Source organism: Streptomyces sp. E-08 (assembly GCF_049913095.1).
Taxonomy (GTDB): domain Bacteria; phylum Actinomycetota; class Actinomycetes; order Streptomycetales; family Streptomycetaceae; genus Streptomyces.
Genome location: NZ_CP183971.1, coordinates 729655 through 744558 on the forward strand (window position 1 = coordinate 729655; position 14904 = coordinate 744558).

At 72.8% G+C, this 14904-nt stretch carries 12 protein-coding genes; 7 read left to right on the plus strand and 5 right to left on the minus strand.

The window, feature by feature from the left end:
* Positions 1 to 49 precede the first annotated feature (49 nt).
* The 6 genes from ACN9MM_RS03515 (at position 50) to ACN9MM_RS03540 (ending at position 7163) form a co-directional block, all read left to right on the plus strand.
* On the plus strand, positions 50 to 1795 hold the full coding sequence (locus tag ACN9MM_RS03515; protein WP_426362228.1) for an ABC transporter substrate-binding protein: 1746 nt from the start codon (positions 50 to 52) through the stop codon (positions 1793 to 1795).
* A gap of 20 nt (positions 1796 to 1815) precedes the next feature.
* On the plus strand, positions 1816 to 2742 hold the full coding sequence (locus tag ACN9MM_RS03520) for an ABC transporter permease (RefSeq protein WP_426368661.1): 927 nt from the start codon (positions 1816 to 1818) through the stop codon (positions 2740 to 2742).
* On the plus strand, positions 2739 to 3725 hold the full coding sequence (locus ACN9MM_RS03525; protein ID WP_426362230.1) for an ABC transporter permease: 987 nt from the start codon (positions 2739 to 2741) through the stop codon (positions 3723 to 3725). The genes ACN9MM_RS03520 and ACN9MM_RS03525 overlap by 4 nt, the downstream gene beginning before the upstream one ends.
* Positions 3725 to 4729: an ABC transporter ATP-binding protein gene (locus ACN9MM_RS03530; protein ID WP_426362231.1), complete on the plus strand. Its 1005-nt coding sequence runs from the start codon at positions 3725 to 3727 to the stop codon at positions 4727 to 4729. Before ACN9MM_RS03525 ends, ACN9MM_RS03530 begins: the two co-directional genes overlap by 1 nt.
* Entirely contained in the window at positions 4726 to 5715 is a 990-nt protein-coding gene (locus ACN9MM_RS03535; protein ID WP_426362232.1) for an ABC transporter ATP-binding protein, read from the plus strand. The genes ACN9MM_RS03530 and ACN9MM_RS03535 overlap by 4 nt, the downstream gene beginning before the upstream one ends.
* Positions 5716 to 5882: 167 nt before the next feature.
* Positions 5883 to 7163, plus strand: a complete 1281-nt coding sequence (locus tag ACN9MM_RS03540) for an NAD(P)/FAD-dependent oxidoreductase (protein ID WP_426362233.1) — start codon at positions 5883 to 5885, stop codon at positions 7161 to 7163.
* A 64-nt stretch (positions 7164 to 7227) separates the two neighbouring features.
* Here ACN9MM_RS03540 and ACN9MM_RS03545 read toward each other — a convergent pair whose 3' ends face one another.
* The 4 genes from ACN9MM_RS03545 to ACN9MM_RS03560 all read right to left on the minus strand — a co-directional run bounded on the left by ACN9MM_RS03545 (position 7228) and on the right by ACN9MM_RS03560 (position 12664).
* Positions 7228 to 8124 (minus strand): ornithine cyclodeaminase family protein, encoded by an 897-nt coding sequence (locus ACN9MM_RS03545; protein ID WP_426368662.1) that lies wholly within the window; start codon positions 8122 to 8124, stop codon positions 7228 to 7230.
* Positions 8125 to 8162: 38 nt separating this feature from the next.
* Positions 8163 to 9122 carry a proline racemase family protein gene (locus ACN9MM_RS03550; protein ID WP_426362234.1) on the minus strand — a complete coding sequence of 320 codons (960 nt, stop codon included), beginning with the start codon at positions 9120 to 9122 and terminating at the stop codon, positions 8163 to 8165.
* Positions 9123 to 9206: 84 nt separating this feature from the next.
* Positions 9207 to 11564 (minus strand): collagenase, encoded by a 2358-nt coding sequence (locus ACN9MM_RS03555; RefSeq protein ID WP_426362235.1) that lies wholly within the window; start codon positions 11562 to 11564, stop codon positions 9207 to 9209.
* A 203-nt stretch (positions 11565 to 11767) separates the two neighbouring features.
* Positions 11768 to 12664 (minus strand): hypothetical protein, encoded by an 897-nt coding sequence (locus tag ACN9MM_RS03560; protein ID WP_426362236.1) that lies wholly within the window; start codon positions 12662 to 12664, stop codon positions 11768 to 11770.
* A gap of 219 nt (positions 12665 to 12883) precedes the next feature.
* Here ACN9MM_RS03560 and ACN9MM_RS03565 point away from each other — a divergent pair, with 219 nt between their 5' ends.
* A complete protein-coding gene (locus ACN9MM_RS03565; protein ID WP_426368663.1) occupies positions 12884 to 13555 on the plus strand; it encodes an esterase/lipase family protein in 672 nt (223 codons plus the stop codon).
* A gap of 15 nt (positions 13556 to 13570) precedes the next feature.
* On the opposite strand, the gene ACN9MM_RS03570 is transcribed toward ACN9MM_RS03565, so the two are convergent.
* Complete coding sequence (locus ACN9MM_RS03570; protein WP_426362237.1) at positions 13571 to 14902, minus strand: MFS transporter; 1332 nt, start codon at positions 14900 to 14902, stop codon at positions 13571 to 13573.
* Between the last annotated feature and the right edge of the window lie 2 nt (positions 14903 to 14904).

A 14904-nucleotide genomic window follows, 5' to 3' on the forward strand; every position in this document is an offset into this window, starting at 1 on the left:
GATCCTCGACACCGGCTGTCCGACTGCTGCCCTCCCGGAGTGACCTTTCATGAACCAGCGCACCCTCACCTTGGCCACCGCCCTGGTGACGACCCTCGCCCTCGGCGCGACCGCCTGTTCCGGCGGCGGGAAGTCCGCCGGCTCCCCGGACCGCAGGAACCCCGCGGCCTCCACCAGCGGCGCGGTCATCGGAGGGACCCCGCAGAAGGGCGGCACGCTCACCGTCCTGTCCAACCAGGACTTCACCCACCTCGACCCCGCCCGCAACTGGGTCATGCCCGACATGGACTTCGGCACCCGGCTGCTCTACCGCACGCTCGTCACCTACAAGGCCGAGCCCGGCGCCAAGGGCAGCGAACTCGTCCCCGACCTCGCCGAGGACCTCGGCACCCCGTCCAACGGCGCCAGGACGTGGACCTTCCGCCTCAAGCCCGGCCTGAAGTACGAGGACGGCACCCCGATCACCGCCCAGGACATCAAGTACAACGTGGAGAGGTCCTTCTCCCCCGAGCTGCCCGGCGGCCCCGACTACGCGGCCCGCTACCTCGCCGGCGCCGAGGGCTACCAGGGTCCGGCAGGGGGCCGGCACCTCGACTCGGTGAAGACCCCGGACGCCCGCACGATCGTCTTCGAACTCCACAAGCCCTTCGCCGAGTTCCCCTTCGCCGCCACGCTGCCGACCTTCGCCCCGGTGCCGCAGAAGCAGGACAAGGGACCCCAGTACGACAGCCGCCCGTTCTCCTCGGGGCCGTACAAGATCGAGACGTACGCCCGCGACAAGCAGATCGTCCTGGTCCGCAACCCCCACTGGGACCCGAAGAGCGACACGGTCCGCAAGGCGTACCCGGACCGGATCGTCGTCACCATGGGCCTCAAGGGCAACCAGATCGACGACCGGCTCATCGCCTCCTCCGGCACCGACGCCTCCGCCGTCCCCTGGGCCCAGCTCCGCCCCGAGTCCATCCCCAAGGTGCTGACCAGGAGCGACGTCAAGGCCCGGCTGCTCGCCGAGTCCAGCAGCTGCACCGAGATGCTCCAGATGCACACCGGCCGCGCCCCCTTCGACGACCTGAAGGTCCGCCAGGCCGTGCAGTGGGCCCTCGACCGGGAGGCGATCGTCACCGCCGCCGGCGGCCCGGCCGTCACCGACGCCTCCAGCGCCGCCATGCCGGGCTCCCTCTTCACCGGCGGAAAGCAGCCCGACACCCTGAAGATCCCGCTCTCCGGCGACCCCGAGAAGGCCAAGCAGCTCCTGAAGGAGGCCGGGAAGGCCGACGGCTTCTCCACCCGCCTCACCGTCAGCATCAACGACAAGGCCATCGGCGAGGCCATCCAGCAGTCCCTGGGCCGGGCCGGCATCAAGGTGACCATCGAGACCGTCGACCCGTCCGCCTTCTACGACACCATCGGCGACACCAAGAACCGCACGGACCTCGTCTACACCGGCTGGTGCCCCGACTTCCCGTCCGGCACCACCTTCCTCCCCTTCGTGTTCGACGGCCGCTACATCAAGGTGAAGGGCAACTCCGGCAACCATTCCCTCTTCCGGGACGACGCCACCATGAAGCGGATGGACGAGATCGCCGCCATGACCGACGGCGCCCAGGCCAACAAGGCCTGGCAGGAGCTCGACGGGCAGATCCTCGCCAAGGCGCCCGTCGCCCCCGGCGCCATGAAGCGCCGCTCGCTCCTCGTGGGCACCAACATCGCCGGCGCCTACGGCCACACCTCCTGGAGCGGTCAGCTCGACTACGCGACCGTCGGCCTCAAGGACCCGTCGAAGAGCGCGAACTGAAGGACGTCCCTCCCATGACCATGACCACCACCTCACCTCCGGTGCCCGGGGCCGGCGGGGCCTGGCAGCTGGTCCGCGCGGAACTGCGCCGCCGCACCTCCCTCAAGGTCTCCCTCGCCGTCGTCGTCCTCTTCGCCCTGATGACCGTGGCCGCCCCGCTGATCAGCGCGCTGGGCGGCTGGAGCCCGGAGGAGTTCGACAAGTCCGCCGTCGACCCCTACCTCGGCGGACTGCCGATCGGACCGCTCGGCGGGGTCTCCGCCGAGCACTGGCTCGGCGTCGAACCCATCACCGGGCGCGACCTGTTCGCCCGGGTCGTGCACGGCGCCCAGGTCTCGCTCCTGATCGCCTTCGCCGCCACCGCGATCGTCGTGGTGGCGGGGGTGACCGCCGGCATCGCCGCAGGCTACTTCGGCGGCCGCACCGACACCGTCCTGTCCCGGCTGATGGACCTGACGATGTCCTTCCCCTCCCTCATCTTCATGATCGCGATGATGTCGGTGGCCCGGGACGTCAACCGGACCCTGCTGATGATCCTCGTCATCGGCCTCTTCGGCTGGCCCGGCGTGGCCCGGGTCGTCCGCGGCCAGACCCTCTCGCTCAAACACCGCGAGTACGTCGACGCCGCCCGCGTCGGCGGCTCGGGACCCTGGCGGATCCTCGCCCGGGACGTCCTGCCGGGCGTCGCGGGACCCGTCATCGCGTACACCACGCTCATGATCCCCGGCATGATCGCCACCGAGGCCGCGCTCAGCTACCTCGGCGTCGGCGTCCGTCCGCCGACCCCGTCCTGGGGGCAGATGATCGCGGAGAGCGTCGCCTACTACGACACGGACCCCATGTACTTCCTCGTCCCCAGCCTCTGCCTCTTCCTCACCGTGCTGGCGTTCACCCTCCTCGGCGACGCCCTGCGCGACCTCCTCGACCCGCGCGGGGGACGTACGTGATCCTCTACCTCGGCCGCCGGCTCCTCGGAGTGGCCGGCGTCCTCCTCGCGATCGCCGCCGTCACCTTCACCATCTTCTACGTGCTGCCCTCCGACCCGGCCGCCGCGGCCTGCGGCAAGGCCTGCAGCGACGAGCGCCTGGACGCGATCCGCGCCCACATGGGCCTGGACGCGCCGCTGTGGCGCCAGTTCGCCGACTTCGTCTCCGGCATCTTCACCGGCCGCACCATGGGGACCGGCCCGTACGCCCTGCGCTGCGACTTCCCCTGCCTGGGCTACTCGTACGAGAACAGCGAGAGCGTCTGGGACCTGCTCGTCGACCGGCTGCCCGTCTCCGCCTCCCTCGCCGTCGGCGCGGCCGTGCTGTGGCTGGTCCTCGGCCTCTCCGCCGGCGTGACGGCGGCCCTCCGCAAGGACACCCTCACCGACCGGGTCCTCATGGTCGGCGCGGTCGCCGCCGCCTCCCTGCCGGTCTACTTCACCTCGGTGCTGCTCATCTACGGGCTGATCCGGCTGACCGGGCTGCTGCCCTACCCGCAGTACGTCCCCTTCACCTCCGACCCGCTGTCCTGGGCCTCCAACCTGCTGCTTCCCTGGCTGGCACTGGCCGTGCTCTACGCGGCCATGTACGCCCGGCAGAGCCGCGGTTCGATGATCGAGTCCATGGCCGAGCCGTACATCCGCACCGCCCGCGCCAAGGGCCTGCCGCGCCGCACGGTCGTCGTCAAACACGGCCTGCGGGCGGGCATGACCCCCGTCCTGACCCTCTTCGGCATGGACCTCGGCGGGCTCCTCGCCGGCGCCGTCATCACCGAGTCGCTCTTCGGACTCCCCGGCGTCGGACGCCTCTTCTACGGGGCCCTGTCCACCGGCGACCAGCCCGTCATCCTCGGCGTCACCCTGCTCGCCGCCACCTTCATCGTCGTCGCCAACCTGGCCGTCGACCTGCTGTACGCCGTCGTCGACCCGCGAGTGAGGTACTGATGGGCGACTCCACCCCCCTGCTGTCGGTGCGGGACCTCACGGTCACGTTCCCGACCCGGCACGGGTCCGTCCGGGCCGTCGACTCCCTCTCCTTCGACGTCGCGCCCGGCCGCACCCTCGGCATCGTCGGCGAGTCCGGCTCCGGCAAGTCCGTCACCTCGCTCGCGGTGATGGGCCTGCACACCGGCGCCGAGGTCAGCGGTTCCGTCACCCTGGACGGCCGCGAACTGGTCGGCCTGGCGGAGCGCGAGCTCAACCGGCTGCGCGGCCGGAGGATGGCGATGATCTTCCAGGACCCGCTGTCCAGCCTGCACCCCTACTACACCGTCGGCGAGCAGATCGCCGAGCACCACCGGGTCCACTTCGGGTCGCGTCGCGCGGCGGCCCGCGACCGGGCCGTCGAGGCGCTCGGCGAGGTCGGCATCCCCGAACCCCGCCGCCGGGCCGGCGAGTACCCGCACCAGTTCTCCGGCGGCATGCGCCAGCGCGTGATGATCGCGATGGCGCTCGCCTGCGAGCCCGACCTGTTGATCGCCGACGAGCCGACGACGGCGCTCGACGTCACCGTCCAGGCCCAGATCCTGGACCTGATCGCCCGCCTCCAGGAGGACCGGGGTCTCGCCGTCGTCATGATCACGCACGATCTCGGCGTGGTCGCCCGGGTGGCCCACGACGTCCTCGTGATGTACGGCGGCCGGGCCGCCGAACACGCCCCGGTGGACGCCCTGTTCGCCGCCCCGGCCCACCCGTACACCCGGGGCCTGCTCGACTCGCTGCCCCGGCTCGACGACGAGGACGACGCGCCGCTCCGGGCGATCCCCGGCAGCCCGCCGTCGCTGCTCGACCCGGCACCGGGCTGCGCGTTCGCACCCCGCTGCTCCCGCGCCGCCGCCGGCTCCGAGGAGGAACGGGCCCGCTGCGCGGGCGAACGGCCCCTGCTCGGCGGCCTGGACGGGCACCCGGCGGCCTGCCACTTCCCCGCGTACGAAGGCGTTCCCTCATGACCACCACACCCCCGCCCCTCCTGCGCGTACGGGACCTGACCATGACGTTCCCCGGGCGCCGGGCCCGCTCGGCGCCCGTCCGGGCCGTCGACGGGGTCTCCTTCGACGTGGCGGCGGGCGAGACCCTCGGCCTCGTCGGCGAGTCCGGCTGCGGCAAGTCGACCACGGGCCGCATGATCGTGCGGCTCCTCGAACCGACCGCCGGCTCCGTCGCGTACGACGGGCGCGACATCAGCCACATGTCCCAGCGGGAGCTGAAGCCGCTCCGGCGCGACCTGCAGATGGTCTTCCAGGACCCGCACTCCTCGCTCAACCCCCGGCAGACCGTCGCCCGGATCATCTCCGACCCGCTGCTGGTCCAGGGGAGTTCGGCCGCCGAGGCGCGCAAGCGGGCCGCCGAGCTGATGGAGCTGGTCGGGCTCATCCCGGAGCACATCGACCGCCGTCCGCACGAGTTCTCGGGCGGGCAGGCCCAGCGCATCGGCATCGCCCGCGCGCTGGCCACCGGCCCCCGCCTGGTCGTCGCCGACGAGCCGGTCTCGGCCCTCGACGTCTCCGTCCAGGCGCAGATCGTCAACCTCATGGAACGGCTCCAGGGGGAACTCGGCCTCGCCTACCTCTTCATCGCGCACGACCTCTCGGTCGTGAAGCGGGTCTGCGACCGGGTCGCCGTGATGTACCTCGGCCGGATCGTGGAGATCGGCACGAAGGAGCGGGTGTACGCGGCACCCGCCCACCCCTACACACGGGCGCTGCTCTCCGCCGTACCCCTGCCCGACCCGGCGGCGGAGCGGGCCCGGGAGCGGATCACGCTGCTCGGGGACCCGCCGAGCCCGGCCGCTCCCCCGCCGGGCTGCACCTTCCACCCGCGCTGCCCCAAGGCCCGGGACATCTGCCGCACCGAGGCACCGGCACTGCGGGTCGCCGTCCCTGGCGAGGCCCGGCAGGTGGCCTGCCACTTCCCCGAGGGGCCGGAGGGGAGCTGAGGACAGGGAAGGGATCCGATTCCACGGACGGGAGCTGAGGACAGGGAAGGGAGCCCAGGACACGGAGGGGATCCGATTCCACGCCCGCGCTCTTGACAATCGCTCATGTCCGTCGTCCTCATGTCCCTGACAGAAGTGTCAGCACATCACGAGGGGGAGACCAGCGCATGAGCAAGCCCGAGAGCGCGGGGCACGACTACGACGTCGTCATCAGCGGAGCGAGCCTCGCCGGCTGCGCCGCGGCGATCCTGCTCGCCCGGCGCGGCGCCCGCGTCGCCCTCCTGGAGCGCCGCTCGCGCCCCACCGCGTACAAGGCGCTGTGCACCCACTCCCTCACCGCCAACGCCACCCCGGTCCTGGAGGAACTCGGCCTGCTCCCCGCCCTGGAGAAGGCGGGGGCCGTCCGCAACGAGGCCCGCTGGTACACCCGCTGGGGCTGGATCGAGCCGGGTGCGGCGCCGGGCCCCGAGCTGCCGTACGGCTACAACGTCCGGCGCAGCACCCTCGACCCGCTGATCAGGTCCCGCGCCGCCGAGACGCCCGGCGTCGACGTGCTGCTCGGCCATCGGGTGACCGGACTGCTCCAGGAGGCCGGTCGGACGGTGGGCGTGCGCGCGACGACGGACGGGGGCGAGCGCGAGATCCGGGGCCGTCTGGTGGTGGGCGCCGACGGCAAGGACTCGGCCGTGGCCTCGTTCGCGGGGGCGCCGACCCGGAAGCACGAGAACGCGCGGTTCGGCTTTCTGGCGCACTTCCGGAACCTGCCGCTGCCCGACGGGATCAGTCACGCCTGGTTCCTGGTGCCCGACATGGCGTACGCGTTCCCGAACGACGACGGCATCACGGTCGTCGCGGTGCTCCCGGACAAGATGCGGCTGCCGGAGTTCCGGGCGGACCTGGAGGGCAGCTTCCTGTCGTTCGTCCGCTCGCTGCCCGACGCGCCGCCCATCGACTCCGCCGAGCGCGTCACGAAGATCACCGGCACGGTCGACTATCCGCTCCACACCCGGACGCCGACCGCCCCGGGTCTCGCGCTCGTCGGCGACGCCGCCCTGACCGGCGACCCGCTGTGGGGCGTGGGCTGCGGATGGGCCCTGCAGTCCGCGCGGTGGCTGGCGGACGCGGTCGCCCCGGCCCTGACCGGTGGGGGCGATCTCGACAGGTCCCTCGCGGTGTACGCGCGGCGGCACCGGCGGCGCCTCGGCGGTCACCAGTTCCTGGCGGCCGACTTCGCCAAGGGGCGGCCGTTCAACCCGGTGGAGCGGCTGATGTTCTCGGGGGCGGCGCGCGACGGGGCCCTGGCGCGGCACATGCACCTGTTCGCGTCCCGTCTGATCGGCCCGCCGCGTTTCCTCAGCCCCGCGGCGGTGGCGAGGGCCGTCGTCGTCAACCTCAGGCACCGCCGGGCGGCCGCGCCGCCCGCGCGTCTGTCGCGCACGGAGGCGTGACCGGCACCCCCGGACACGCGGACGCCGGCACCGCTCCCCACGAGCGGTGCCGGCGTCGACGTGTTCAGGCTCCGAGGACCGCGCGGTACAGGGCGCTCGCGACGGCGAGGTCCTCCCAGGCCATGCCCACGCTCTTGAAGAAGCGCGGGCGCTCCGAGGGCGTGTGGCCGTGTACGAGGTCTGCCAGGGTGCCCGTGATGTGCTCCGCGCCGATCGCGCCCTCGGAGAGGGGGACGAGCAGGTCCCCCGCCTCGCGGAGCGCCGCCGCGCGCGCCTCGACGTAGACCTCGGCGCGGGTCACGAGTGCGGTGTCGGTCTCCCGGGCCGTCGGCTCGTGCGAACCGACGGCGACGACGGTGGCGCCGGGGGCGACCAGGGCGCCGTCGAAGAGGGGTTCGCGGGCCGTGGTGCAGCAGACGACGAGGTCGGCCCCGGCCACGTCCCCGGGTGTGCCGGCGCGTGCGGGCACGTCGAGCGTCCGCGCGTATCCGGCGAGGGCGCGGGCGGCGACGGGGTTGCGTCCGACGACGACGGCCTCGGCGACCTCGCGCACGGCGAGGACGGCCTCCAGATGGCCGTAGGCCTGGGGCCCGGTGCCGAAGAGCACGAGGCGCAGCGGCCGGTCGTCCGGCGTGAGGTGGCGTACGGCGAGGGCGGAGACGGCCGGGGTACGCAGCTCGGTGAGAGCGGCGCCGTCGAGGAGGGCGAGGGGCCGGAGGTCCGATCCGTCCAGGAGCAGGTAGGAGCCGGTGATGCGGGGCAGGCCGAGGGCCGGGTTGCCGGGGGCCACGCCCGCGATCTTCACGCCGGCGTACGCGTGGTCGGCGGCGGGCATGAGCAGGAGTTCGCCCGCCGGGACGGGGACAGCGGTGCGGGGCGGGGCCGTCTCGGGGTCGAGTCCGGCGCGCAGAACCGCGGCGAGGACGTCGGCCGTCGCCGCCGGGGTCAGCAGGCTGGTCATGGCCGGGCCGTCGATCCGGAGCGGGGCGGTCGTGGTGGTCACAGCAGGAACCCCGTGCCCAGGTCGTCGTGCGGGTCGAGGACGAAGGTGTGGGTGCCGGTGCGGTGGGTCGTGCCGGTGACCTCCGTGATCCCGCCGGGCAGCAGGCGGCCGGTGAACACGGTGCCGGCCACGGACTCGTGCGTGAGGACCTCACCGGGGGCGAGGCGCCCCTCGTCGCCGAGCAGGGCGAGCCGGGCGGAGGTGCCGGAGCCGCAGGGTGAGCGGTCGATCTGTCCGTCGGCGAAGACGGTGACGTTGCGCTGGTGCGGCCCGGTGGCGGTGTCGGGCAGGTCCTCGTACAGGATGGCGCCGTACACGTCATGTTCGGGGAACGCGGCGCGGATCTCCCGCCCGGCCCGGACGAGCGCGGGCAGGGAGGCCCTGGTGGTGTCGAGTCCGAGGGCGCGCGCGGGGACCGAGACGTAGACGGCGCCGGAGTCGGCGAGGTCGGCCTCGACGGTGCCGGTGGAGAGGGTGACCGGGACCTTGCGGTCGAGGACGCGCGTCGGGACGTTGCGGAAGGTGACGCCGGTGGTGCGGCCGTCCGCGCGGTGCACGGTGGCGGTGACGCGCCCCGAGGGCACGTCGACGCGGACGGGGACGTCGCCGTCGTGGGGCGCCGGGACCCGTCCGGTGTCGACGGCCCAGGCGCCGAGCGCCATGGTGCCGTGGCCGCAGGCGGTGGAGTAGCCGTCCTTGTGCCAGAACAGCACGCCGAAGTGGGCGCCGTCGTCGTCGGGCGGGACGATGAACCCGCCGTACATGCCGGAGTGGCCGCGCGGCTCCCGGACCAGGAGGCGGCGCAGCTCGTCGAGCGGTCCGAGCCGGAGGGCCAGGGCGCGGCGCTCGGCGACGGTGTCGCCGGGAATGGGCGGCAGGTCCTCGGCGACGATCCTGAACGGCTCGCCTGCCGTGTGGTAGTCGGTGGTGTGGACCGAGTGCGGGGTGGTGCTCACGTCGTACGTCCTCCGGAGGGAGTGGTGCGGTGCCGGGCCGGCCCCTCCCCCCGTGGAAGGACCGGCCCGGACGGTGTGGGTGGGTCAGCTGCGGAGGGGGCCCTCGCAGCTGTAGCTCGACGTGCCCGCGACCCTGGTGGACCAGATGTCGATGGGCCCGAAGCTGCAGTTCATGTCGGCCAGGTTGTTCGACACGGCGCCGGCCCGGTCGAGGATGAAGTAGTCGACGGTCTCGGACATGTCCTTGAAGTTCCGGTCGGGGCTGTTCGCGTCCGACAGGTTGGCGGTGATCCGACCGGTGCAGACGAAGCGGCGCTTGCCGGGCTCGCCGTTCTCGACGCAGTCGGGGGTGTTGTAGGTGGCGGTGGCGAAGGCGGACTTCACGGAGGCGAGGGCCGAGTCCCGCAGCTGGTCGTTGGGCGTGAACGTGGTGTTGGGCACGTACAGCTGGTCGACCTTGGCGATCTGCGTGTCGAGGAAGCGGTCGTAGTCGCGCTGGAGGCCGGCGTCGGAGCCCAGCCGGGCCCGCCAGGCGTCGTACGCGGCCACGTCGTTGGCCCGCAGGTTCGTGTACATCTCGCGGAGCAGCGAGGGCCGCTCGGTCCAGAGGAACTCGAAGAAGGTGCCGGCGTAGTTGTAGAAGCGGAAGCCGTCGCCGGCGTAGGTGGCGTTGAGGATCTGGCGGATGTTCATCCGGGGGCCGCCGCCCGCGGTGTCGTTGATGATGCCGCGGACGAGGGACTTGCGGACGGCGATGCCGTTGTCGCGGGTGGCTCCGTCGAAGAACTCGGCGGTGCCCTCGTCCATGGCGGTGGTGCGGTCGCCCTGGTACCAGGGGCCCTCGCCGAAGGAGCCGGGGACGGCCCAACGGCCGTTCAGGTAGTGGGTGTACTCGTGGCGGAAGAGCTCTTCGAGGGTGAGGGAGGAGTCCTGCGGGACGCGCCGCTGGTACGTGTAGAAGGTGGCGCCGCGCTCGATGTAGATGCCGCCGTTGTTGGTGTCCATCCCGGTGAGGATGGGGTGGTAGTTCTCGTAGTCGGCGCGGGAGCCGTACAGGACGATGTTCAGGGTGGCGTTGGTGTCGCCGGCGAGCGGCTGATCGGTGCCGATCACCCGGTGGAACTGGGCCTTGACCTGCTTGCTCGCGTAGTAGAGCTGGTCGACGGTGGCCCGGTCGAGCGCGGTGCGGACCTTGATGCCGCCGTTGTCGTAGGTGTACGTGTACGGGAAGAGCTGCTTCTCGATGTCCTCCTTGCACACCCCGTACGGCTTGCAGGCCTCGTAGAAGTTGAGCCACGAGACGACCTTCGCCCACGGCTGGCTGCCGCGTCCGAAGGTGTCGACGACGGTGGTGAGCAGCGGGCCGAGGTCGGCGACGATGCCGTCCTTGAGGGCCGCGATCTGGCCGAAGCGGCCGTACTCGCCGAGGGCGTCACGGACGACCCAGGCGTTGGCGGTGCCCTTGAGGTGGCTGTAGCCGGCGAAGGCCTTGAAGGCGGCGCGGTAGGCGGGGTCGGCGGCGGCGGCCGCCTGGAAGGCGCTGTCCTGGTTGCCCGGGTAGACGCCGAGGTAGTTCACGGAGAGGCCGGCGAGCGCGGCACCGGCCCAGGCCGGGTCGAGGTTCGTGGCGGTGTGCGAGGGGTCCATGGTGGCGAGGACCCGCTTGATGAGGCCGAGCTGGTGCTGGCGCAGGCCGGGCGCGCTCGCCGCGTTGAGGGCCTCGCGGAGGGTGTTCGCGTTGGTGCCCGTGACGTCGAAGGTGTGCGCGGCGGCGCCGAAGTCGGCGACGGCCCGGCGGACGGCGTCCACGGTGGGGGCGTCGGTGGTGTCGATCTCGCCGCGCGAGAAGTCGTGGTACGCGACGGCGTGCAGGTACGTGAACATCTCCTCCAGGTGGGAGGAGTTCCGTCCGTCGTGGGCGGCGGACAGGCTCGATATGCGGCGGGCGACGGCCTGGACGTGGGCGTCGGACATCACGGGCGCGAGCCGGGCGTCCCAGGTCCATATGAGGGTGCGCAGACAGCCGTCGGCGGTGACCGCCGGGTCGGCGAGGAAGTCGGCGAACTGCTCGGGGGCGAGGCCGGTGATGCCGTCGAGCGTGCAGGGGACGCCGGCGGCGGTGGTGCCGGGGGCGGCCGCGGCGAGGGACCGCGCGGTGGTGGCGGCCGGGGCCCGGCCGGGGACGCGGCCGGTGGCGAGTCCGCCGGGGGCGGGGGCCGGGCCGAAGGTGGTGCGCGGGGCGGTGGCGAGGTGCTCGACCTCGTCGAAGGGGTTGGCTCCCGGCTGCGCCTGCGGGGCCGGTGCGCCGAGCAGGGGCGCGGGGGCGGCGGGCTGTCCGTCCGTCACGGTCGTGAAGGCACCGGCCTGGCCGGCGGAGGCGAGGACGGTGACGGCGATGGCGGAGGCGAGGAGGGACGAGCGCACACGTCGGTGGAGGGACAACGGAACTCCAGCTGATGAGGGGGGTGGCGCGGGGATGGGTTCGCGAACTGGTCGGGTTCGCACGGCGTATGACGGGCGTTCATCAGGCCGTGTGCGCTGTAACATAGTAATGTGAAATTGCACTGACAACCCCTGTGGCGGCACCAGTTCCCCGGCGACCCCCGCGGACCGCCGCCGAACCACCTCAATCCGTCACAGAGGTCTCAGGATTCGGCGGCCTTCCGACGCCATGCCCGCGCCTGACGGGCGTGCCCCTGCTCCTCCGAGAGCCGGGCCAGCCGCATCATCGCGCCGACGTGCCCCGCCTTGGCGGCCTTCTCGTACCACCCCTGCGCCGCGTACAGGTCACCGCTCCGCTCCCTGGCCCGCCCGAGGGCGACGTACGCGTCGACGTCTCCCCTCCGGGCCCGCTCGGTCAGCCAGGCCTCGAGCTCGCCGAGCATCTCGGCGTCGGTGAGCACCCCGGCGAGCAGACGCCCGCCCTCGTCGTCACCGGCCGCGACCGACTTGCGGTACCAGGCCTTCGCCGCCTCACGGTCCCCCCGCTCCTGCGCGAGGATTCCGAGGGTGTTCATCGCGGCGGTGCTGCCGCCGGCCGCGGCACGGCGGGCCCAGCGGTCGGCCTCGGCGCTCTCGCCCCGCTCGTGCAGCAGCTTCCCGAGGACGTACGCGGCGTCGGCGAGGCCCGCCTCGGCGGCCCGCCGGTACCAGCCCTCGGCCTCGGGCAGGGCTCCCCGCTCCCGGTCCAGGTCCCCGAGGACGGCCATCGCGTACGGGTTGCCGCCCTCGGCCGACCGCCGGTACCAGAGGACGCCCTCGGCGTCTTCGCCCCGCTGCCGCATCAGGTACCCGACGATCTCCATCGCCCGTACGTGTCCGGCCCCGGCGGCCGCCCTCAGCAGCGGCTCGGCCTCCGCGGGCCGCTGCCACCGGTGGAGCAGGACGCCGAGGGTCACACCGGCCTCGGGATGCCCCGCCGCGGCCGCCCGGCGCAGCCAGCGCTCGCCGTCCTCCCGGTCGCCGTGCGTCCCGAGGTGGAGGCCGTACCGGAACATCGCCGTGACGTCGCCGGTCTCGGCTGCCGTGCGAAGGCGCCCCACGTCCGGGCCCCGCCCGCCGTCCCCGCCGCTCCCCCGACTTCCCCTGTTCCCCCGCACGCGCGTCCCCCTTCGCGATCACCCGACGAAACCGGGGGCCGACGAAGCCGCGCCCAGGGCTGGCCATCCGCCCCTCGGACCCCCACCATGCTCGTGACTACTCGTGCGTAACTCATCCTAGGGGAAAGCGTGTTGAGATTCCGTGGCCGGACCGCCGTTCCACTGCTCGCCGTCGTCACGTCCCTGCTCCTGTCGGCCGCGCCCGTCCGGGCCGAGGCTCCCGCCCCGGCCTCGTCCCCCCGCGTCCCCGTCGTGTTCGTGCACGGCTACAACGCCGACCCCGGCGTCTGGGGCGGGCTGCGCGCGGACCTCGCGGCCGACGGGTACACCGACGCCGAGCTGTTCTCCTTCGGTTACGACACCCACCGGTCCGTCAACGAGGTCCTGTCCGGCGAGCTCGCCGCGTACGTCGAGGGCGTCAAGCGGCAGACCGGGGCGAGCCGGGTCGACCTCGTCGCCCACTCCTTCGGCAGCCTCGTCACCCGCTGGTACGTGAAGTTCGACGCCGCCGGCCGGTCCTCCGTCGACCACTGGGTCTCCCTCGCCGGCCCCAACCACGGCACCGGCACGGCGTGGGCGTGCGCGCTGTGGGACCAGGCCTGCCGCGACATGACCCCGAACTCCTACGTCCAGAAGAAGCTCGCGGAGGGCGACGAGACCCCGGGGGACGTGCGGTACGCGACCTGGTGGTCGAACTGCGACGAGGTCATCAACCCCGACAGCAGCGTGCCGCTGGCCGGCGCCGTCAACAACGGCGCCGGCTGTCTGGACCACAACGCGCTCCTCGGCGACGACGCGGTCTCCGCGGGGGTCCGCGCGTTCCTCCGCTCCTAGTCCGGGCGGCGGGTCTCAGACCGTGACCCGCTCGGCGGCGGGCTCCGCGACCCGCTCGCCGAGCCGGGCCGTCGGCACCCGGAACGTCTCCCGCAGGCCCCAGGCGCACAGCACCAGGACCAGCGCCGCCGCACCGGAGTAGAGGCCGACGCCGAGGGGGTTGCCGTCGTACGCGATGAGCAGGGCGGTCGCGGCGGTCGCCGCCGTGCCACCGCCCAGCGCGGCGCCGGTCTGGTAGGTGGCGGAGAGCGAGGAGTAGCGGGTGGCGGCGGGGAACTGCTCGCCGAGGAAGGCGGGGATGCAGCCCTGCGGGGCGGCCATCAGGACGTTCACCACGACGTACGCGAGCGTGGCCAGGACGAGGACATGGCCGTCGACCAGGGGGAAGTACACGAAGAAGAAGGCCGCGTAGGCGAGGGTGCCGAGGATGACGACCGGCTTGCGGCCCTTCCGGTCGGAGAGCAGGGCCATGACCGGGACGGCGATCGTGAAGGCGACGGAGCCCGCCACCTGGAGCAGCAGGGACTCGGTGTAGCTGTAGCCGCGCTCCTCGGCGTAGGTCACGGTGAAGATCGTGCCGATGTACGCGAGGGTGTTGTAGCCGAAGGCCACGCCGATGGCGAGGAGCATCTGGCGCGGGTGCCGCTTGATGGAGTCCAGGATGGGGACCCGGGGCGCGCTCTCGGTGCGGCGCTCCTCCTGGGGCATCCGACTGCGGGCGAGGACGCCGACGAGCACCAGGAGGCCGCCCAGCCAGAACGGCAGGCGCCAGGCCCAGGCTTCGAGCCGGTCCTCCGGGAGCAGGGTGATCAGGGTGAAGACGCCCGTGCCGAAGAGGCTGCCGATGCCGATGCCGGCGCTGGTGAAGCTGCCCCACAGACCGCGCCGGTCCTCGGGGGCGTTCTCGATGCCGAAGAGGGAGGCGCCGCCCCACTCTCCGCCCGCCGCGAAGCCCTGGACGAGGCGCAGGCCGACGAGCAGGACCGGCGCGGCGATGCCCAGGGTCCCGTACGAGGGCAGACAGCCGATGAGGAAGGTGCTGCCGCCCATGACGAGCAGTGTCAGGATCAACATGGACCTGCGGCCGATCCGGTCGCCGAAGTGACCGATCACGATGCCGCCGAGCGGCCGGGCGACGAAGCCGCTGCCGAACGCGGCGAAGGCCACCAGGGTGCCCACCGTGCGGTCGAATTCGGGGAAGAAGACCGTCGGGAAGACGATCGCGGCGGCGAGGCCGTAGATGATGAAGTCGTAGAACTCCAGCGCCGTTCCGAATCCGGAGATCAGGAAGGTGCGTGTGCCTCTGGCCGCTTGGGCCTTGAGGCCGGGCCGGACGGTCTCCGTCATGG

What these genes read in the sequence shown, in the direction of transcription:
- ACN9MM_RS03515 (WP_426362228.1), top strand. Translation starts at nt 50, where the DNA reads ATGAACCAGCGCACCCTCACCTTGGCCACCGCCCTGGTGACGACCCTC.
- ACN9MM_RS03520 (WP_426368661.1), top strand. Translation starts at nt 1,816, where the DNA reads ATGACCACCACCTCACCTCCGGTGCCCGGGGCCGGCGGGGCCTGGCAG.
- ACN9MM_RS03530 (WP_426362231.1), top strand. Translation starts at nt 3,725, where the DNA reads ATGGGCGACTCCACCCCCCTGCTGTCGGTGCGGGACCTCACGGTCACG.
- ACN9MM_RS03535 (WP_426362232.1), top strand. Translation starts at nt 4,726, where the DNA reads ATGACCACCACACCCCCGCCCCTCCTGCGCGTACGGGACCTGACCATG.
- ACN9MM_RS03540 (WP_426362233.1), top strand. Translation starts at nt 5,883, where the DNA reads ATGAGCAAGCCCGAGAGCGCGGGGCACGACTACGACGTCGTCATCAGC.
- ACN9MM_RS03545 (WP_426368662.1), bottom strand. Translation starts at nt 8,124, where the DNA reads ATGACCAGCCTGCTGACCCCGGCGGCGACGGCCGACGTCCTCGCCGCG.
- ACN9MM_RS03570 (WP_426362237.1), bottom strand. Translation starts at nt 14,902, where the DNA reads ATGACGGAGACCGTCCGGCCCGGCCTCAAGGCCCAAGCGGCCAGAGGC.